The organism is Pseudomonas sp. GW456-E7 (assembly GCF_059424105.1).
Genome location: NZ_JBWKZB010000004.1, coordinates 33,786 through 52,548, shown reverse-complemented (window position 1 = coordinate 52,548; position 18,763 = coordinate 33,786). Strand labels below are relative to the sequence as shown.

Genomic DNA, 18,763 nt, shown 5'->3' with positions numbered 1-18,763 from the left:
CCAGCAAAACCGCGCTCTGGCGCCCCCAAAACCCCATGTTGGCATGGCCCATGCTCTGTCGATCGGCAGAAATCACTTCTTGCCGATTTGGAGATTTGCCATGACCCAGCGTTTCAGCGCCCTCCTCGCCGCCCTGTTTGCCAGTCTGATGCTGACCCAGGCACCCGCCCACGCCGACGGTCTGGAGGATGTGGTCAAGCGCGGCGTCCTCAAGGTGGCCGTGCCCCAGGACTTCCCGCCCTTCGGCTCGGTCGGGCCGGACATGAAACCCCGTGGCCTCGATATCGACACCGCGAAACTGCTGGCCGACCAGCTCAAGGTCAAACTCGAACTGACCCCGGTCAACAGCACCAACCGCATCCCGTTCCTCACCACCGGCAAGGTCGACCTGGTGATCTCCAGCCTCGGCAAGAACCCGGAGCGCGAGAAGGTCATCGACTTCTCCCGCGCCTATGCGCCGTTCTACCTCGCCGTGTTCGGTCCGCCAGACGCCGACATCAAGACTCTGGACGACCTCAAGGGCAAGACCATCAGCGTCACCCGCGGCGCCATCGAAGACATCGAGCTGACCAAGGTCGCCCCCGAAGGCGTGACCATCAAGCGCTTCGAAGACAACAACTCGACCATCGCCGCGTACCTGGCGGGCCAGGTCGACCTGATCGCCAGCGGCAACGTGGTGATGGTCGCGATCAGCGAGAAAAGCCCGAAACGCGTGCCGGTGCTGAAAGTGAAGCTCAAGGATTCGCCGGTCTACGTCGGTGTGAACAAGAACGAGCCGGCGCTGCTGGACAAGGTCAACCAGATCCTCGTCACCGCCAAAAGCGACGGCGCACTGGAGAAAAACGCCCTGACCTGGCTGAAAGAACCACTGCCGGCCGACCTCTGATCTCGCGCGCAGGAGAGACGTTATGGCTTATCAGTTCGACTTCTTGCCGGTGGTGAACAACACCGATCTGTTGCTGCGCGGTGCGTTGTTCACCCTTGAACTGACCGCCATCGGCGCTGTGCTCGGTGTGGGGCTGGGCATCGTCGGGGCGCTGGTGCGGGCGTGGAACATCCGGCCTTTCGCGGGGATTTTCGCGGTCTACGTCGAGTTGATCCGCAACACGCCCTTCCTGGTGCAGTTGTTTTTCATCTTCTTCGGCTTGCCGTCCCTGGGCGTGCAGATTTCCGAATGGCAGGCGGCGGTGCTGGCGATGGTGATCAACCTCGGCGCCTATTCGACCGAGATCATCCGCGCCGGCATCCAGGCGATCCCCCGAGGTCAGCTGGAAGCCGCGGCGGCGTTGGCGATGACGCGCTTCGAAGCGTTCCGCCATGTGGTGCTGCTGCCGGCACTGGGCAAAGTCTGGCCGGCCCTGAGCAGCCAGATCATCATCGTCATGCTCGGCTCGGCGGTGTGTTCGCAGATCGCCACTGAAGAACTGAGCTTCGCCGCCAACTTCATTCAGTCGCGCAACTTCCGCGCCTTTGAAACCTACGCCCTGACGACCTTGCTCTATCTGTGCATGGCGCTGCTGATCCGCCAGTTGCTGAACTGGATAGGCCAACGGTTCATCGCAAGGAGCAGCCGATGAGTGATTTCACTTTCTGGGACATCGTGCGCAACCTGCTCACCGGCCTGCAATGGACGCTGGCGCTATCGCTGGTGGCGTTCATTGGCGGCGGGCTGATCGGCTTGCTGATCATGGTCATGCGCATCTCGGGCAAATCCCTGCCGCGCAGCTTTGCCCGCACCTACATCGAATTGTTCCAGGGCACGCCGCTGTTGATGCAGCTGTTCCTGGTGTTTTTCGGCGTGGCCCTGGCCGGACTGGAGATTTCTCCGTGGATGGCGGCGGCGATTGCCCTGACGCTGTTCACCAGCGCCTACCTGGCGGAGATCTGGCGCGGCTGCGTCGAATCGATCCCAAATGGCCAATGGGAAGCCTCGGCGAGCCTGGCGCTGAACCCGCTGGAACAATTGCGCCATGTGATCCTGCCCCAGGCATTGCGCATCGCCGTGGCGCCGACCGTGGGCTTCTCGGTGCAAGTGGTCAAGGGCACCGCCGTCACCTCGATCATCGGCTTCACCGAACTGACCAAGACCGGCGGCATGCTCGCCAACGCGACCTTCGAACCCTTCATGGTCTATGGCCTCGTCGCCCTCGGCTATTTCCTGCTCTGCTACCCCCTGTCGCTCAGTGCGCGCTATCTGGAAAGGAGACTGCATGCCTCTGCTTAGAATTTCCGCCCTGCATAAATACTACGGCGACCATCATGTGCTCAAAGGCATCGACCTGAGCATCGAGGAAGGCCAGGTGGTGGCGATCATCGGCCGCAGTGGCTCGGGCAAATCCACCCTGCTGCGCACCCTCAACGGCCTGGAGTCGATCAACGACGGTGTGATCGAAGTCGACGGCGAATACCTCGACGCCGCCCGCGCCGACCTGCGCAGCCTGCGACAGAAAGTCGGCATGGTGTTCCAGCAGTTCAACCTGTTCCCGCACCTGACCGTGGGTGAGAACGTCATGCTGGCGCCGCAAGTGGTGCAGAAGGTGCCAAAGGCCAAGGCCGCCGAACTGGCGCGACAGATGCTGGAACGGGTCGGGCTGGGGGAAAAGTTCGATGCCTTACCGGATCGACTGTCCGGCGGCCAGCAACAGCGGGTGGCGATTGCCCGTGCCCTGGCGATGTCGCCGAAAGTGTTGCTGTGCGATGAAATCACCTCGGCCCTGGACCCGGAGCTGGTCAATGAAGTGCTGAGCGTGGTCCGGCAACTGGCCAGGGAAGGCATGACACTGATCATGGTCACTCACGAAATGCGCTTCGCCCGGGAGGTTGGGGACAAGTTGGTGTTCATGCACCAGGGCAAGGTGCATGAGGTGGGGGATCCGAAAGTAGTGTTCGCCAATCCACAGACGGCGGAGCTGGCGAATTTCATCGGGACCGTGGAAGCAACGGCCTGAACCCTGGTAGGAGCTGCCGAAGGCTGCGATCTTTTGACTTTGCTTTAAAAGATCAAGATCAAAAGATCGCAGCCTTCGGCAGCTCCTACGCAAGCTCGAGCAGTGAGCCGGATCAATGCATTGAATCGTGCGCGTTGGCGGCAGCCTTTGATCGTGGCACGATGTCGAGGTTATCGACCGAGACCCCCGACCATGCCGCAATCCCAAGCCAAGAATCTGTCCCTGATCGCCGCAATCGACCTGGGCTCCAACAGCTTTCACATGGTCGTGGCCAAGGCCCAGAACGGTGAAATCCGTATTCTCGAGCGTCTCGGGGAGAAGGTTCAGCTGGCCGCCGGCATCGACGACGAGCGCCATCTCAACGAAGAATCCATGCAACGCGGGCTCGATTGCCTCAAGCGCTTTGCCCAACTGATCAACGGTATGCCCACGGGTGCTGTGCGCATCGTTGGCACCAATGCCTTGCGTGAAGCCCGCAACCGCGCCGAATTCATCCGTCGCGCCGAAGAAATTCTCGGCCACCCGGTGGAAGTCATTTCCGGTCGAGAAGAGGCGCGCCTGATCTATCTCGGCGTGTCCCACACCCTCGCCGACACCCCGGGCAAGCGCCTGGTGGCCGACATCGGCGGCGGCAGCACCGAATTCATCATTGGCCAGCGCTTCGAACCGCTGCTGCGCGAAAGCCTGCAGATGGGTTGCGTCAGCTACACCCAGCGCTATTTCAAGGACGGCAAGATCACCCCGGCCCGCTACGCCCAGGCGTACACGGCGGCGCGGCTGGAGATCATGAGCATCGAGCACGCCCTGCACCGCCTGACCTGGGATGAAGCCATCGGCTCCTCGGGCACCATCCGCGCCATCGGTCTGGCGCTGAAGGCTGGCGGCCACGGCACCGGCGAGGTCAACGCCGAAGGCCTGGCCTGGCTCAAGCGCAAACTGATGAAGCTGGGCGACGTCGAAAAAATCGACTTCGAAGGTATCAAGCCGGATCGCCGGGCGATTTTCCCGGCTGGCCTGGCCATCCTCGAAGCGATCTTTGACTCCCTCGAACTGCAACGCATGGATCACTGCGAAGGCGCCCTGCGCGAAGGCGTGCTCTATGACTTGCTGGGCCGCCATCATCACGAGGACGTGCGCGAACGCACCCTCACCTCGCTGATGGAGCGCTACCACGTCGATCAGGAACAGGCGGCACGGGTCGAGCGCAAGGCGTTGCACGCGTTTGACCAGGTGGCCGAAGACTGGGACCTGGAAGACGGTGTCTGGCGCGAACTGCTCGGCTGGGCGGCCAAGGTCCATGAAGTGGGCCTGGACATCGCCCACTACCAGTATCACAAGCACGGCGCCTACCTGATCGAGCACTCGGACCTCGCCGGGTTCTCCCGCGAAGACCAGTTGATGCTCGCGCTGCTGGTACGTGGCCACCGGCGCAATATTCCCAAGGACAAGTTCGCCGATTTCGGCGACGACGGCGTCAAGCTGATTCGCCTGTGCGTGCTACTGCGCTTTGCGATTCTGTTCCACCACATCCGCGGCACCCAGCAAATGCCCCAGGTGGAACTGAACGCCTATGGCAACCACCTGGAAGTGGTGTTCCCGGAGAACTGGCTGGACGAAAACCAGCTGACCCAAGCCGACTTTGAAATTGAAGCGCAATGGCTGACCCGGGTCGACATCGTGTTGACCGCCCGCTAAGCCACCGCCCCTTGTAGGAGCTGCCGAAGGCTGCGATCTTTTAAAGCAAAATCAAAAGATCGCAGCCTTCGGCAGCTCCTACAGGGGATGGGTCTGGCGCAAATGAAAATGGCGATCCCTGGGGATCGCCATTTTTCTTGCCTCAGCGGACCGTGAGAATCGGACTGCCCAAACGCTCCAGCAATGTCGCCTGGGCGCTGCGCGGGTTCTGGTTGCCGGTCGGTGTGTTACGGACGTAACGACCGTCCGGCTGCAGGCTCCAGCTGTGGGTGTTATCGGTCAGATAAAGCTCCAGCTCTTTCTTGACCCGCATGATCAGCTTCTTGCCTTCCACCGGGAAGCAAGTCTCGACGCGCTTGTCGAGGTTGCGTTCCATCCAGTCGGCACTGGACAGGAACATCTGCTCATCGCCGCCATTGAGGAAGTAGAAGACCCGGGTGTGCTCCAGGAAACGGCCGATGATCGAACGCACATGGATGTTGTGGGAAACCCCGGCGATGCCCGGCCGCAGGCAGCACATGCCACGCACCACCAGATCGATGCGCACGCCTGACTGGCTGGCCTTGTACAGCGCGCGGATGATCTTCGGATCGGTCAGCGAGTTGAACTTGGCGATGATGTGCGCCGGTTTGCCGTCGAGGGCGAACTGGGTTTCCCGGGCAATCATGTCCAGCATGCCCTTTTTCAAGGTGAACGGCGCGTGCAGCAGCTTCTTCATGCGCAGCGTCTTACCCATGCCGATCAACTGGCTGAACAGTTTGCCGACGTCTTCGCACAGGGCATCGTCGGAGGTCAGCAGGCTGTAGTCGGTGTACAGGCGGGCATTGCCGGCGTGGTAGTTACCCGTGCCGAGGTGCGCATAACGCACGATCTCGCCCGCTTCGCGACGCAGGATCAGCATCATCTTGGCGTGGGTCTTGAAGCCGACCACACCGTAGATCACCACCGCACCGGCCGCTTGCAGGCGGCTGGCCAGTTGCAGGTTGGACTCTTCATCGAACCGCGCACGCAATTCGATCACCGCCGTGACCTCTTTGCCGTTACGCGCCGCATCCACCAGCGCATCGACGATTTCCGAGTTGGCGCCGGAACGGTACAGCGTCTGGCGCACCGCCAGCACGTGGGGATCCTTGGCGGCCTGGCGCAGCAGGTCGACCACCGGGGTGAACGACTCGAACGGGTGCAGCAGCAGGATGTCCTGCTTGCTGATCACACTGAAAATGTTCTCGCTGTTCTGCAGCAGTTTCGGGATCTGCGGGGTGAACGGCAGGTATTGCAGCTCGCGCTGGCTGTCCAGGCCGGTGATGCTGAACAGCCGCGTCAGGTTCACCGGACCGTTGACCTGGTACAACTCGGTTTCGCTCAGGTTGAACTGCTTGAGCAGGTAGTCGGACAGGTGTTTCGGGCACGTGTCGGCCACTTCCAGGCGCACTGCGTCACCGTAGCGACGGGAGAACAGCTCGCCGCGCAAGGCGCGGGCCAGGTCTTCGACGTCTTCGGAGTCCAGCGCGAGGTCGGCGTTACGGGTCAGGCGGAACTGGTAGCACCCCTTGACCTTCATGCCCTGGAACAGGTCATCGGCGTGAGCGTGGATCATCGACGACAGGAATACATAGTTGTCGCCGGCACCGCCGACTTCTTCCGGCACCTTGATGATGCGCGGCAGCAGGCGTGGCGCCGGGATGATCGCCAAACCGGAGTCGCGACCGAAGGCGTCGATACCTTCGAGCTCGACGATAAAGTTCAGGCTCTTGTTCACCAGCAAAGGGAACGGGTGCGTAGGGTCGAGACCGATGGGGGTGATGATCGGTGCAATCTCGTCGCGGAAATAGCGGCGCACCCAGGTCTTGAGCTTGGTCGTCCAATTGCGGCGACGGATGAAGCGGACCTGATGTTTCTCCAGCTCCGGCAACAGAATGTCGTTGAGGATCGCGTACTGACGGTCGACGTGACCGTGTACCAGCTCGCTGATGCGCGCCAGTGCCTGATGCGGTTGCAGACCATCGGCGCCCGCCTGTTCACGGGCGAAGGTGATCTGCTTCTTCAGGCCGGCAACGCGAATTTCGAAGAACTCGTCCAGGTTGCTGGAGAAGATCAGCAGAAACTTCAACCGCTCCAGCAATGGGTAGGACTCGTCCAGCGCCTGCTCCAGCACGCGGATGTTGAACTGCAGTTGCGACAGTTCGCGGTGAATGTACAGGCTGCTGTCATCCAGACCGGGAATGGCCACCGCAGGCGCTGTCGCAGTAGGTTCGACGACCGCCGCGGGCGGAGCTGGCTCCAGCTCCGGCGGGGTCTCGTCGACTTGCTCCACCACAGGTTGAGCGTCTTTTACGGCAACTTCAGTGAGTACTTCGGTATTCATCGAATGTTCCTGGGAGGGCTATTTCTGCTCTCGTAACAATTGAGCGGCACGAACGGCAAAGTACGTCAGGATGCCATCGGCGCCTGCACGTTTGAAAGCGGTCAGCGACTCGAGGATAACCCCTTCGCTCAACCAGCCATTCTGGATCGCCGCCATGTGCATGGCGTATTCGCCGCTGACTTGATAGACAAACGTCGGCACTTTGAATTCTTCTTTGACCCGGCACAGGATGTCCAGGTACGGCATGCCTGGCTTGACCATGACCATATCCGCACCTTCTGACAAGTCCGCCGCGACTTCGTGCAGGGCTTCGTTGCTGTTGGCCGGGTCCATCTGATAGGAGGCCTTGTTGGCCTTGCCCAGGTTCAGCGCCGAACCGACCGCATCGCGGAACGGGCCGTAATAGGCGCTGGCGTACTTGGCCGAGTAGGCCATGATCCGCACATTGACGTGACCGGCCACCTCAAGGGCTTCGCGAATCGCCTGGATGCGACCGTCCATCATGTCCGATGGGGCCACGACCTGAGCGCCGGCCTCGGCGTGGGACAGGGCTTGCCTGACCAGTGCATCGACGGTGATGTCGTTCTGCACGTAGCCTTCTTCATCAAGAATGCCGTCCTGGCCGTGGGTGGTGAACGGATCCAGGGCCACGTCGGTGATCACGCCCAGCTCTGGGAATTGCGCACGCAGCGCACGGGTGGCGCGCTGGGCGATGCCCTCCGGGTTCCAGGCCTCTTCAGCATCCAGAGACTTGAGTTCCGAAGGCGTCACCGGGAACAGCGCCAGCGCCGGAATCCCCAGTTCGACCCACTTGGCCGCTTCCTCCAGCAACAAGTCGATGGTCAGGCGTTCGACGCCCGGCATCGAAGCCACCGCTTCGCGACGGTTTTCACCGTCCAGAACGAACACCGGCAGGATCAGGTCATCGACGGTCAGGACGTTTTCACGGACCAGTCGACGCGAGAAGTCGTCACGACGGTTGCGGCGCAGGCGGGTTGCGGGGAACAGACGGTTGGCGGGGGTAAAGCTCACGGCAGACTCCTGAGCCCGCGCAGACGGGCGAGCGTGACAGTTATAAGTGCCCATTATGACGAACGTATGACAGTTATGTGCACCCTGCGACGTGTAGCCGCATTCCATTGTCGTTGTAGGAAATGTTCACGTCGAGACACATTTGGACACTTTCCTGAATGTGTCCGAAGGGTTAGGCTGCGCGTTCATTTCGCCAGCACCCAGACAATGCTCCAACAATTTCTGCATGACTTCGGCTACTTTGCCCTTTTTCTAGGCACGTTCTTCGAAGGCGAAACCATCCTGGTACTCGCGGGCTTCCTCGCGTTCCGTGGATACATGGACATCAACCTGGTGGTGGTCGTGGCCTTCTTCGGCAGCTATGCCGGCGACCAACTGTGGTATTTCCTGGGGCGCAAGCACGGTCGAAAACTGCTGGCACGCAAGCCGCGCTGGCAGATGATGGGTGACCGGGCACTGGAACACATTCGCAAGCATCCGGACATCTGGGTACTGAGCTTCCGCTTCGTCTACGGTTTGCGTACAGTCATGCCGGTGGCCATCGGGCTGTCGGGCTATCCGCCGGGGCGTTACCTGCTGCTCAACGGCATTGGCGCGGCGATCTGGGCCGCAGCCCTGGCGGCGGCCGCTTACCATTTCGGCGCAGTGCTCGAAGGCATGCTCGGCAGTGTGAAGAAGTACGAACTTTGGGTGCTCGGCGCCCTGCTGGTCCTGGGCCTCGTGCTGTGGCTGCGCCGGCGCTTCAAGAATGCCCGCCTGGCCAAGCAGGTCTATGCCGACGAGCAGGCCCTGAAAGCTGCGCGGACCAATACCGAAGGCCCTACGACGCCAACCGAGTGATGCGGTTTCTGCAACAGTAGAGACCGATGCCGCTCAACAGGCTGTAACTGAGCAGGCCGACCCAGCCCACGGCGCTGGCCGGCCACAGCCCCACCATCGGGGCCAGCCATGCCAATGGCAGATTCGACGCCAGCCGCACCAGCTCCAGCTTCAACGCCCACGGGCGATTCTCCAGGGCTACGCCCAGCACAAACAGACCGAATACCACCGCCCCCCAGCCCAGCACCAGGGCGGCGACTGACAGCTTCGGTTCGAGATTCATCAAGTAGCTGCCCAGTGCGATATAGACGCAGAACTGCAACAGGACGTAGCGCTGCTGACGCCCGTCCAGCGGCACCTCGAATTTGCGGAACTGGCTCAGGTCCGGCTTGTTCATCGGGTATCTGGCCGCCACGTCCGCCGGGCGCCAGCCCGTGCGCATGAACCAGATCCGCAGCTTGTCCCAGGTGCTTTCGGCACGCCGCGCATCGGCCCACAACTGCGCGTAGAACTGCACGTTCGCCCACAGGGGATTCCAGCTCGCCAGCGGCGTGGTCACGCCGAAGACCACCGGCTCGTTGTCGTCTTCTTCCTGGAACGAACCAAACAGACGGTCCCAAATAATGAACACGCCGCCGTAGTTGCGATCCATGTAGAGAGCGTTCTGTGCATGGTGAGCCCGATGATTGGATGGCGTGACAAAAAACCATTCGAACCAGCCAAGCTTGGGAATGTGCCGCGTATGCACCCAGAACTGATACAGCAGGTTCAACGCCGCGACACTGACGAACACCAGCAGCGGCACGCCAAACACCGCCATTGGCAGATAGAAGATCCAGCCCAGGAGGAATCCGGTACTGGTCTGGCGCAACGCCGTGGACAGGTTGTAGTCCTCGCTCTGGTGATGCACCGAATGCGCGGCCCAGAGAATGTTGCGCTCGTGGCCCAGGCGATGCAGCCAGTAGTAGCAGAAATCGTAGAAGACGAAGGCAAACACCCAGGTCCAGACGCTGTCGGCCGACAACTCGAACAGCGCCAGATGCTTGAAGGCGAACGCGTAGGTCACCAGTCCAATGCCTTTGGTCAGCAATCCCGTGGTGGTCGACAGCACGCCGGTGCTGATGCTGTTGATCGCGTCAGCCACCCGATAGTTGCTCACCCCGCGCCTGCGGTCGGCCAGCAGCTCGAGGGCGATCAGCACAAAGAAGAACGGCACCGCGTACAGAATGAAGTCCATGACGCGCCCTGATCGGAATCCCGAGGACAAATGCTATGTGTAACCGCGAATTAACCCTATGGCAACGAGTGACAAATTAGTGGACATTTAACGCCATGAATCTGGAGAAAAGCCCATGAGCAAAAAAGTTGCAGTGATCCTTTCCGGTTGTGGCGTGTACGACGGCGCCGAGCTCCACGAGAGCGTCATCACCCTGTTGCGCCTGGATCAACGCGGGGCGCAGGTGCAGTGCTTCGCACCAAACATCGCGCAGTTGCATGTAATCAATCACCTGACCGGCGAAGAAATGCCCGAATCGCGCAACGTGCTGGTCGAGTCGGCGCGGATTGCCCGGGGCAACATCCAGGACATTCGTGACGCGAACGTCGATGACTTCGACGCGTTGATCGTGCCCGGCGGCTTCGGCTCAGCCAAGAACCTGTCCAACTTCGCCATTGAAGGCGCCGGCTGCACCGTTCAACCGGATGTCCTGGCACTGACCGAAGCCTTTGCCGAGGCCGGCAAGCCGGTGGGGTTGATGTGCATTTCCCCTGCCCTGGCGGCCAAGATCTACGGTCCCGGCGTCACCTGCACCATTGGCAATGACACCGACACCGCTGCCGCGATGAACAAGATGGGCGCGACCCATACCGACTGCGCGGTCAGTGACATCGTCGAAGACAAGGCACGCAAACTGGTGAGCACCCCGGCCTACATGCTGGCGCAATCGATCAGTGAAGTGGCGTCGGGGATCAACAAGCTGGTAGACCGGGTGCTGGAACTGACCCACGAAAACGACGCGTAAAAACAAGATCAAAAGATCGCAGCCTGCGGCAGCTCCTACAAGGGGCAGTGTGCTGCTGTAGGAGCTGCCGCAGGCTGCGATCTTTTCAGGCCTTGTGGGATAACCTGGTCAAGATCCGGTCCAGCGCATTGGCGAACGCCTGCTTCTCACGCTCGCCAAACGGCGCTGGCCCGCCCCCCATCTGCCCCTGTTCGCGCAAATCGGTAAACAGGTTGCGCACCGCCAGGCGCTCGCCCATGTTCTGCGCATCAAATTCCTTGCCCCGTGGGTCGAGCGCTGCCACGCCCTTCTTCACCAGACGATCGGCCAGCGGCACATCGCTGCAGATCACCAGTTCACCAGGCACCGCGTGCTCCACCAGGTAATCATCCGCCGCATCCGGGCCGCTCGGCACCACGATCAGCTTGACCAACGCCAGCCCCGGCTTGGTCTGCGGCTGCCCGGCCACCAGCACCACTTCGAACTGGCGCTTGAGGGCGAACTTCACCACCAGATCCTTGGCCGCCCGCGGACAGGCATCGGCATCGATCCATACACGCATGTTTTTATCCTTTCTGAAAAAGCTTCGCGAGCAGGCTCGCTCCCACAGGTACAACACGATCCTTGTGGGAGCGAGCCTGCTCGCGAAAATGAGCGCAGCGAATGCTTTTAGGAAACCTGCACCCGCTGCTTCTCAACCACCCGGCTACGACCATACAACACGACAATCGCAATGATCGCCACGGCCTGGGCGCTCAACGAATACGCATCGGCGTGGATCCCCAGCCAGTCAAAGTCAAAGAACGGCACCGGCCGCGTGCCGAAAATCCCGGCTTCCTGCAGCGCTTTCACGCCATGCCCGGCAAACACCACCGACAAGGCGCACAGCAGACCCGCGTTGATGCTGAAGAACAGCGCCAGCGGCAACTTCGCCGAACCGCGCAAAATCACCCAGGCCAGGCCGACCAGCAGCACCACCGCCGTGGCCCCACCGGCCAACACGGCGTTGTGCCCTGCGGGACCTGCCTGCAACCACAGGGTTTCGTAGAACAGAATCACCTCGAACAGTTCGCGATACACCGAGAAAAACGCCAGGGTCGCAAAGCCGAAACGCCCACCGCCCCCCACCAGGCTGGTCTTGATGTAATCCTGCCAGGCCGCCGCGTGACGACGGTCATGCATCCACACGCCCAGCCACAGCACCATGACACTGGCAAACAACGCCGTCGCGCCTTCCAACAGTTCGCGCTGCGAACCGCTGACATCGATCACATAAGCTGCCAGCGCCCAGGTGCCCAATCCGGCCAGAAATGCCAGCCCCCAACCGACGTTGACGCTGCGCACCGCCGCCTGTTGGCCCGTGTTACGCAGGAAGGCCAGGATCGCCGCCAGCACCAGGATCGCTTCCAGACCTTCGCGCAGCAGAATCAGCAAGCCGGAAATGTAACTCAGCGACCAGCTCAAACCGTCGTTGCCCAACAAGCCGGCCGATGCCTTCAACTTGTCCTTGGCCACGTCCAGGCGTTGCTCGACCTCGCTCACCGGCAAGCCGTCCTGCAACGACTGACGGTAGGCCATCAGGGATTTTTCCGTGTCTTTACGCACGTTGGCGTCAATGTTGTCCAGCGAGCTCTCGACCAGCTCGAAGCCTTCCAGATACGCCGCTACCGATAAGTCATAAGCCTGATCATGCTCGCCGGCACGATACGCCGCGATGCTCTTGTCCAGGGTGGCCGCCGTGTAGTCAAGCAGTTGCGCCGGGCCACGCTTGACCTGGGGCGGTTGCGCCCGCTGGGCACGGAAGGTCGCGGCGGCTTGCGGGCCTTCGACGGCCTGTACTTCGACCGGGGTCTGACGAGCGAGGTCGGCGATGTTGTAGGTCTTTTCAGCCTTGGCCGTCGCCGGGTCAACACTGAAACCGGCGATATAGGTGGCCAGGTCCCAACGCTGACGATCATCCAGCTGGTCGGCGAAGGCCGGCATGTCAGTGCCCTCAATGCCTTGGCCGAGGGTGCTGTAGATCGCGTAGAGGCTCAGGCGGTCCAGCCGTGAGGCATCACGCAGATCGGTCGGCGTTGGGGTCATGCCGACGCCCGCAGGGCCGTCGCCGGCCCCTGTATCGCCATGGCAGACCGAGCAATGCTGAGCGTACAGCGGCGCGCCCCGTAGCGGGTCCGGCGTAATGACCGGGGCCTGGCTGACTTCATAGGCCACGGCCAGCTTCGCCCCCAGTTGCCGGGCCTGGCGCGCGACGTCGGCACCGTCCTGATGGGCGCCGATGGAATTTCCCAGCGCGGCCAGACTTTGCTCCAGCGCGGCTTTTTCCGATGTGGCCGGCAGGGCTGCAATCAGGCTTCCCAGCGTCTTGACCGAGTCTTGCTGCGCGCGAAATCCGGCCTGGTCCGTGATGCTGCCCGCCTGCACCGTGTCCGGGTAATCCGCGCCGATGTAGTCGAGCAAGTGCAGCGCCTGCGGCGTACCTTCGACGGAGGCGGCCAGCAGTTGAAAGCTGCACGCAGCCAACAGCGGCAGCAACAGCCAGGCCAGGAAACGGGAGGGGGCAATCATGAATGAATCTCAATTGGAAATACGAAGTTACACATTGTTAACGCCTGACGGGTTTCGCTCAAGCTTTGTTGATACTTCTTCGTAATTGCATCGGTTTCGGGAACGGCTCCCCAAACGAAAAAGGCGACCATCAGGGCCGCCTTTTTTTATCAGTCGCCGTATTACACGGCGGCCCTGCGCAACGTCGCCATAAACGCCGCCGCGCCGATGAACAGCCCGGCAAAGGTCCGGTTCATGCGCTTTTGCTGTTTCGGTGTGCGCAGTAGACGCAGCACTTTGGACGCCAGACCGGTGTAGCCCGCCATGACAATCAGATCGACGCAGACCATGGTCACGCCGATCACCAGGTACTGGATCAGCAGCGGAGCATGGGGGTCGATGAACTGCGGCAACACCGCCAGCATGAACACCAGCGCCTTGGGGTTGCTGATGTTCACCAGAAAACCACGGAACACCAGGGCCATCGGCTTGCCGATCTGGCGCACCGCTGCGTCATCGCTCATATCGCTGGGCAGCGCACGCCATTGCTTGATCGCGAGGTAAACCAGGTACGCCACGCCAAACCATTTGATGGCGTAGAAGGCCGTGGCCGAAGCCGTGAGGATAGCGCCGACACCGGCACCGACGATGGCGATCTGCAAAGCCAGGCCCAGTTGCAGGCCCAGGGCATTCCAGTAGCCGCGCCAGAAGCCGTATTGCAGACCGCTGGACATCGACGCAATGGCGCCGGCACCGGGGGACAGGCTGATCACCCAGCAGGCGGCAAAAAACGCCAGCCATGTTTGAAGCTCCATTGCACACCTCGACTCGGACTCGTGACAGATGTCTAAGCTAATGCGGCTTTGGGTTGGTGACTACCGATTTTTTGTGGGGAGCCGACGATCGTTAAACGGCAAAAGCAAAAGATCGCAGCCTCCGGCAGCTCCTACATTGAAATGCGATTCCCTGTAGGAGCTGCCGAAGGCTGCGATCTTTTCCGCAAGCCTGCTTACTTTTCGAACCCGCTCGAAGGGAACACATCAGTTCCCCGCCAGCGCCGTACCGAACGCTGGAAGAACAGGCTATTGGGCACTTGCACCATGGCGCTACCGGTGCCGACTTCTTCGGCCTCGAGCAACGTGGTGTAAAGAAGATTGATCGCCACCACCCGACCTTTGACGCCGGGCTTGTCGGTGGTGTCCACCAACTCGACCACGTCACCGATGCGGAACGGGCCGACGGTAAAGATCAGGATCGCGCACAGCAGGTTCGAGAGCACGCTCCACATGGCAAAAAACGCCACCGCCGCGACCGCGACGAAACCGGACAACGCGGTCCAGAGCACCGTGGCCGATACACCGAGTCGCTCCAGCACGAAAATCAGCGCGCTGCCCATGATCAGCCAGCGCAAGCCGCCCCGCAGCGGCATCATCAATTGCGGCGGAAACGGGTAACGCTCACCGAGACGGGTCAGGCCTTTGGCGACGAAGCGCTGGGTGAAGTAGCCGGCGAGCAGGATCAGCAGGATTTGCACGCCAAGCCAGATCGGCTCGACCCACACCGCCGGCAACGGCAGTTTGAAGGCGTCCATCAGGACAGCGCCTCCAGCTCCGCCTGCATGCTTTCCAGCAATTCCAGGGCCTCCATCCACGCCTCTTCCAGCTCCGCTTCACGCACTTTCAGCCTGGCCTGCTCGGCCAGCAGATCACGCAACTCGTTCTTGCGTGCCGGCTCGTAGATGTCACTGTCGCCGAGGCTGGTATCGACCTTCGCCAGTTTTTCGTGGAGCTTGCCCAGTTCGGCTTCGAGCTTGTCAGCCTCACGCTTGTGTGGGGCCAGTTGCTGACGCAACGCCGCGGCGGCCTGACGCTGGGCTTTCTTGTCGGTCTTGTCCGGATTGACCGGGGTGCTGCTGACCGGGGCATTGCGCTGGCGATACTCCACCAGCCAGCGGGTGTAGTCCTCCAGGTCGCCGTCGAACTCCTCGACCTTGCCATCTGCCACCAGAAAGAAATTGTCGGTGGTGCTTTTGAGCAAATGACGATCGTGAGAGACCACCAGTACCGCACCACTGAACTCCTGCAAGGCCATGGTCAGCGCCAGGCGCATTTCCAGGTCCAGGTGGTTGGTCGGTTCGTCGAGCAGCAAGAGGTTCGGCCGGTCCCAGGCAATCAAGGCCAAGGCCAGGCGCGCCTTTTCACCACCGGAAAAATTCAGCACCGGCTCGTCGATCCGCGCGCCACGGAAATCGAAACCGCCGAGGAAGTCGCGCAGGGCCTGTTCACGCTCGGTCGGTGCCAGGCGCTGCAGGTGCAGCAACGGGCTGGCCTTGGAATCCAGAGAGTCGAGCTGATGCTGGGCGAAGTAACCGACCACGGTGTTCTCGCCACGGGTCAAGCGACCGGCCAATGGCGAGAGCTCACCGGCGAGGTTCTTGATCAGGGTCGATTTACCGGCACCGTTAGGGCCGAGCAGACCGATGCGCGCACCCGGGGTCAGTTGCAGCTTGACCTTCTCCAGCACGGTTTTGTCACCGTAACCCAGGCGGGCATCGGACAGGTCGATCAGCGGGCTGGAAATTTTCTGCGATTCGCGGAAGACAAAGTCGAACGGCGAATCGACGTGGGCAGCGGTCAGCTCTTCCATCCGCTCCAGGGCCTTGATCCGGCTCTGGGCCTGACGGGCCTTGGTGGCCTGGGCCTTGAAGCGGGCGATGTAGCTTTCCATGTGCGCACGTTGCGCCTGCTGCTTCTCGTACGCTTGCTGTTGCTGGGCCAGGCGTTCGGCACGGGCACGCTCGAAGGCGCTGTAGCCACCGCGGTACAGGGTGATCTTGCGCTGATCGACGTGGGCCACGTGGTCAACCACGGCATCGAGGAAGTCCCGATCGTGGGAGATCAGCATCAGGGTGCCCGGATAGCTCTTGAGCCATTCCTCAAGCCAGATGATGGCGTCGAGATCCAGGTGGTTGGTCGGTTCGTCGAGCAGCAGCAGGTCCGATGGGCACATCAAGGCCTGCGCCAGGTTCAGACGCATCCGCCAGCCACCGGAGAAATCTCCGACCTGGCGATCCATCTGCTCGTTGGTGAACCCAAGACCGGCCAGCAACTTGCGTGCCCGGGCGTCGGCGGTGTAACCGTCGGCGCTGTCGAGTTCCGAATGCAGGCGGGCCTGTGCGGCACCGTCATGGGCCGCTTCGGCTGCCGCCAGGTCGCGTTGCACCTGGCGCAGGCGCAGGTCGCCATCGAGCACGTAGTCGACCGCCAGGCGTTCGAGGGTGTCGACCTCCTGGCGCATGTGGGCGATACGCCAGTCGGCCGGCAGGAAGCAATCACCCGAGTCCGGGTGCAGCTCGCCCCGAAGCAAGGCGAACAGGCTCGATTTGCCGGCGCCATTGGCACCGATGAGGCCGGCTTTCTGGCCGGCGTGCAGGGTCAGCTCGGCGTCTTCTAGCAGACGTTGCGGGCCACGCTGTAAAGTCAGGTTCTGAAGTCGAATCATAATGGCGGCGGAGTCTACCAGCTTCGCTCGCAACTGGCGCGAGTAGCACTATGTCCTCTGACCTGTGGAGCTTTTCCCTGACCACTTACGCCCGTCCCGGTGTTGAGCAGGCATGCCTGCAATTGCAGTCGGCGGGGGTCAATGTGTGTCTGCTGCTGTGTGGTGCGTGGTTGGGACACCGAGGCGTGGCCTGCGATGAGCAGCGCTTGCAGCAACTGCGCAGTGTGGCCACCTCGTGGGACATCGAAGTCGTGCGGCCGTTGCGCACCTTGCGCACACAGTGGAAAGCCGCGGCCACGGAAGACGCCGACTTGCAGACCTTGCGTGAACAAGTGAAGGCACTCGAGCTGGAAGCCGAACGGCATCTGTTGTTGCGGCTGGAGAGTGCGGCGCAGAGTTGGCCGAAAAATGCCGAGACCGATCTGGCGGCCTGGCTGGAAGGTGCGGCGGCCGAGGCCGCCCACCTGCACCGCGACGCGCTGCATCAGCTGCGCGTCGCGGTAACCGGCACTTAGGAAGCGCTGGTTGGGGTGGTTGCTGCGATCGATGCGGCGGCCGGCGTTGGCGCTGGCGTGGCTGTCGAGGTGGCTGCTGCCAAAGTAGACGTTGCTACCGGAGCCGGGTTGGCTGGCTTGGCAGCCGGTGCGGTGGCTGGCTTGGCAACCGGAGCGGTGGCTGGCTTGGCGGCAACCGGCTTCTTCACAGCAGGTTTGGCTGCGGGTTTTGCAGCAGGTTTTGCAGCAGCAGGTTTGGCAGCTGGTTTAGCCGCAGCTGGTTTAGCAGCTGGTTTGGCCGCTGCTGGCTTGGCGGCAACGACTGGTTTTGCTGCAGCTGGTTTGGCGGCTGGTTTAGCAGCAGGTTTGGCAGCCGCTTTTACAGCAGGTTTTGCCGCTGGCTTGGCTGCTGGTTTAGCGGCCGGTTTTGCAGCGACAGGTTTTGCAGCCGGCTTGGCAGCAGGTTTCGCAGCAGCGGTGCGGGCAGCTGGTTTGGCGGCTGGTTTTGCCGCGGTTTTTGCAGCTGGTTTTGCAGCTGGTTTTGCAGCCGGTTTAGCAGCAGCGGTTTTAGCAGCGGCTGGTTTGGCAGCCGCAGTTTTTGCAGCGGCAGGACGTGCAGCGGCAGGTTTGGCAGCCGTGGTTTTAGCAGCCGGTTTTGCGGCGCTGGCAGCGGCCGGTTTTCTCGCTGCAGGTTTTGCAGCAGGTTTGGCTGCGGCGGTTTTAGCTACCGGTTTGGCAGCTGCCGGTTTTGCAGCAGCAGGCTTGGCCGGTGCTTTTGCAGCAGCCGGTTTGGCAGCGGCTTTCTTCGCAGGTGCCGCAGCAGGCTTGGCCGCGCGCAGGGACAACACCTTGCCGACAGCCTCTTGTACACGACCGACGCCCTGGGCCAGTTTCAGGCTTTCCTGGGCATCGCGCTTGAGTTGCAGAATGTAGCCGCGGGTTTCCGATTGACGATCCTTGAGGGCATCGAGCAGCTCCTCAAGATCGGTCACTGCGCCCTTGGCCTTGGCTTGCGCCTTGGCTTTTCCGGCCGCCGCAGCGTCCTGCAATTTGGTGCGGGATTTGTGCAGTTTTTCTTGCGCTTTTCCGCGCTGCTTTTCCAGTTTGGCGAGCAGTTTTTCAGCATCAGCCAAGGCTTCGGAACAAGCGGTTTCCAGATGCTCGAGCAGGCTGCCCGAGAGTTGTTGGAGCAGGTGCAATGGAGTGCTTACTGGCTTCTTGGTGGCCGACATGGTTTACCTCCTGGCTGAAGTGAGTGCGGCTCATACTAGACCTCTGCAGCAACCGCCGCTAGGGCATGTTGACACTATCGAAAGCGTTGTGTTGCAAAGGACTGAAAAACTTCTGCGTCGACGCGAAAGC

General features: G+C 61.6%; 16 protein-coding genes and 1 pseudogene. 8 read left to right on the top strand and 9 right to left on the bottom strand.

What is annotated here, in order from left to right:
* Positions 1 to 100: 100 nt before the first annotated feature.
* From AC07YV_RS04420 to ppx, 5 genes are all read left to right on the top strand, one after another.
* The gene (locus AC07YV_RS04420) at positions 101 to 886 is read left to right on the top strand and encodes a transporter substrate-binding domain-containing protein (protein ID WP_102699651.1); all 786 of its coding nucleotides are present in this window, start codon (positions 101 to 103) and stop codon (positions 884 to 886) included.
* A gap of 22 nt (positions 887 to 908) precedes the next feature.
* Positions 909 to 1,577, top strand: coding sequence for an amino acid ABC transporter permease (locus tag AC07YV_RS04415; protein ID WP_007978873.1), 669 nt, complete (start codon positions 909 to 911; stop codon positions 1,575 to 1,577).
* Entirely contained in the window at positions 1,574 to 2,224 is a 651-nt protein-coding gene (locus AC07YV_RS04410) for an amino acid ABC transporter permease (protein WP_102699652.1), read from the top strand. Before AC07YV_RS04415 ends, AC07YV_RS04410 begins: the two co-directional genes overlap by 4 nt.
* Positions 2,211 to 2,948, top strand: coding sequence for an amino acid ABC transporter ATP-binding protein (locus tag AC07YV_RS04405; protein ID WP_102699653.1), 738 nt, complete (start codon positions 2,211 to 2,213; stop codon positions 2,946 to 2,948). Before AC07YV_RS04410 ends, AC07YV_RS04405 begins: the two co-directional genes overlap by 14 nt.
* Before the next feature lie 192 nt (positions 2,949 to 3,140).
* Complete coding sequence (ppx, locus tag AC07YV_RS04400; protein ID WP_102699654.1) at positions 3,141 to 4,643, top strand: exopolyphosphatase; 1,503 nt, start codon at positions 3,141 to 3,143, stop codon at positions 4,641 to 4,643.
* Positions 4,644 to 4,785: 142 nt separating this feature from the next.
* Here ppx and ppk1 read toward each other — a convergent pair whose 3' ends face one another.
* Positions 4,786 to 7,008, bottom strand: coding sequence for a polyphosphate kinase 1 (ppk1, locus tag AC07YV_RS04395; RefSeq protein ID WP_102699655.1), 2,223 nt, complete (start codon positions 7,006 to 7,008; stop codon positions 4,786 to 4,788).
* Positions 7,009 to 7,026: 18 nt separating this feature from the next.
* Entirely contained in the window at positions 7,027 to 8,040 is a 1,014-nt protein-coding gene (hemB, locus tag AC07YV_RS04390) for a porphobilinogen synthase (protein ID WP_007978864.1), read from the bottom strand.
* Between the two features lie 207 nt (positions 8,041 to 8,247).
* Between hemB and AC07YV_RS04385 the strand changes: the two genes are divergently transcribed.
* Positions 8,248 to 8,880: a DedA family protein gene (locus AC07YV_RS04385; RefSeq protein WP_007978862.1), complete on the top strand. Its 633-nt coding sequence runs from the start codon at positions 8,248 to 8,250 to the stop codon at positions 8,878 to 8,880.
* On the opposite strand, the gene AC07YV_RS04380 is transcribed toward AC07YV_RS04385, so the two are convergent.
* A complete protein-coding gene (locus AC07YV_RS04380) occupies positions 8,861 to 10,096 on the bottom strand; it encodes a sterol desaturase family protein (protein ID WP_102699656.1) in 1,236 nt (411 codons plus the stop codon). The genes AC07YV_RS04385 and AC07YV_RS04380 overlap by 20 nt on opposite strands.
* A gap of 115 nt (positions 10,097 to 10,211) precedes the next feature.
* Between AC07YV_RS04380 and elbB the strand changes: the two genes are divergently transcribed.
* Positions 10,212 to 10,880, top strand: coding sequence for an isoprenoid biosynthesis glyoxalase ElbB (elbB, locus tag AC07YV_RS04375; protein WP_007978857.1), 669 nt, complete (start codon positions 10,212 to 10,214; stop codon positions 10,878 to 10,880).
* Between the two features lie 85 nt (positions 10,881 to 10,965).
* On the opposite strand, the gene AC07YV_RS04370 is transcribed toward elbB, so the two are convergent.
* The 5 genes from AC07YV_RS04370 to AC07YV_RS04350 all read right to left on the bottom strand — a co-directional run bounded on the left by AC07YV_RS04370 (position 10,966) and on the right by AC07YV_RS04350 (position 16,907).
* The gene (locus AC07YV_RS04370; RefSeq protein WP_102699657.1) at positions 10,966 to 11,421 is read right to left on the bottom strand and encodes a YaiI/YqxD family protein; all 456 of its coding nucleotides are present in this window, start codon (positions 11,419 to 11,421) and stop codon (positions 10,966 to 10,968) included.
* A 107-nt stretch (positions 11,422 to 11,528) separates the two neighbouring features.
* The gene (locus AC07YV_RS04365) at positions 11,529 to 13,427 is read right to left on the bottom strand and encodes an FTR1 family protein (RefSeq protein WP_102699658.1); all 1,899 of its coding nucleotides are present in this window, start codon (positions 13,425 to 13,427) and stop codon (positions 11,529 to 11,531) included.
* A gap of 161 nt (positions 13,428 to 13,588) precedes the next feature.
* Complete coding sequence (rhtB, locus tag AC07YV_RS04360; RefSeq protein ID WP_007998964.1) at positions 13,589 to 14,221, bottom strand: homoserine/homoserine lactone efflux protein; 633 nt, start codon at positions 14,219 to 14,221, stop codon at positions 13,589 to 13,591.
* Between the two features lie 194 nt (positions 14,222 to 14,415).
* Positions 14,416 to 14,997: a mechanosensitive ion channel family protein gene (locus AC07YV_RS04355; protein WP_007978849.1), complete on the bottom strand. Its 582-nt coding sequence runs from the start codon at positions 14,995 to 14,997 to the stop codon at positions 14,416 to 14,418.
* On the bottom strand, positions 14,997 to 16,907 hold the full coding sequence (locus AC07YV_RS04350) for an ATP-binding cassette domain-containing protein (RefSeq protein WP_102699659.1): 1,911 nt from the start codon (positions 16,905 to 16,907) through the stop codon (positions 14,997 to 14,999). The genes AC07YV_RS04355 and AC07YV_RS04350 overlap by 1 nt, the downstream gene beginning before the upstream one ends.
* Positions 16,908 to 16,957: 50 nt before the next feature.
* Here AC07YV_RS04350 and AC07YV_RS04345 point away from each other — a divergent pair, with 50 nt between their 5' ends.
* A complete protein-coding gene (locus tag AC07YV_RS04345; RefSeq protein ID WP_102699660.1) occupies positions 16,958 to 17,422 on the top strand; it encodes a TIGR02444 family protein in 465 nt (154 codons plus the stop codon).
* A 209-nt stretch (positions 17,423 to 17,631) separates the two neighbouring features.
* On the opposite strand, the pseudogene AC07YV_RS04340 reads toward AC07YV_RS04345, so the two are convergent.
* Positions 17,632 to 18,633 (bottom strand): annotated as a pseudogene (locus AC07YV_RS04340) (AlgP family protein); the annotation flags it as partial.
* Positions 18,634 to 18,763 lie beyond the last annotated feature (130 nt).

Excerpts from the sequence above, each read along its gene's own strand:
- AC07YV_RS04405 (WP_102699653.1), top strand. The coding sequence starts at position 2,211 with ATGCCTCTGCTTAGAATTTCCGCCCTGCATAAATACTACGGCGACCAT.
- AC07YV_RS04345 (WP_102699660.1), top strand. The coding sequence starts at position 16,958 with ATGTCCTCTGACCTGTGGAGCTTTTCCCTGACCACTTACGCCCGTCCC.
- AC07YV_RS04420 (WP_102699651.1), top strand. The coding sequence starts at position 101 with ATGACCCAGCGTTTCAGCGCCCTCCTCGCCGCCCTGTTTGCCAGTCTG.
- AC07YV_RS04380 (WP_102699656.1), bottom strand. The coding sequence starts at position 10,096 with ATGGACTTCATTCTGTACGCGGTGCCGTTCTTCTTTGTGCTGATCGCC.
- AC07YV_RS04350 (WP_102699659.1), bottom strand. The coding sequence starts at position 16,907 with ATGATTCGACTTCAGAACCTGACTTTACAGCGTGGCCCGCAACGTCTG.
- AC07YV_RS04365 (WP_102699658.1), bottom strand. The coding sequence starts at position 13,427 with ATGATTGCCCCCTCCCGTTTCCTGGCCTGGCTGTTGCTGCCGCTGTTG.
- elbB (WP_007978857.1), top strand. The coding sequence starts at position 10,212 with ATGAGCAAAAAAGTTGCAGTGATCCTTTCCGGTTGTGGCGTGTACGAC.
- AC07YV_RS04410 (WP_102699652.1), top strand. The coding sequence starts at position 1,574 with ATGAGTGATTTCACTTTCTGGGACATCGTGCGCAACCTGCTCACCGGC.
- AC07YV_RS04385 (WP_007978862.1), top strand. The coding sequence starts at position 8,248 with ATGCTCCAACAATTTCTGCATGACTTCGGCTACTTTGCCCTTTTTCTA.
- ppk1 (WP_102699655.1), bottom strand. The coding sequence starts at position 7,008 with ATGAATACCGAAGTACTCACTGAAGTTGCCGTAAAAGACGCTCAACCT.
- rhtB (WP_007998964.1), bottom strand. The coding sequence starts at position 14,221 with ATGGAGCTTCAAACATGGCTGGCGTTTTTTGCCGCCTGCTGGGTGATC.
- AC07YV_RS04415 (WP_007978873.1), top strand. The coding sequence starts at position 909 with ATGGCTTATCAGTTCGACTTCTTGCCGGTGGTGAACAACACCGATCTG.
- AC07YV_RS04370 (WP_102699657.1), bottom strand. The coding sequence starts at position 11,421 with ATGCGTGTATGGATCGATGCCGATGCCTGTCCGCGGGCGGCCAAGGAT.
- AC07YV_RS04355 (WP_007978849.1), bottom strand. The coding sequence starts at position 14,997 with ATGGACGCCTTCAAACTGCCGTTGCCGGCGGTGTGGGTCGAGCCGATC.
- ppx (WP_102699654.1), top strand. The coding sequence starts at position 3,141 with ATGCCGCAATCCCAAGCCAAGAATCTGTCCCTGATCGCCGCAATCGAC.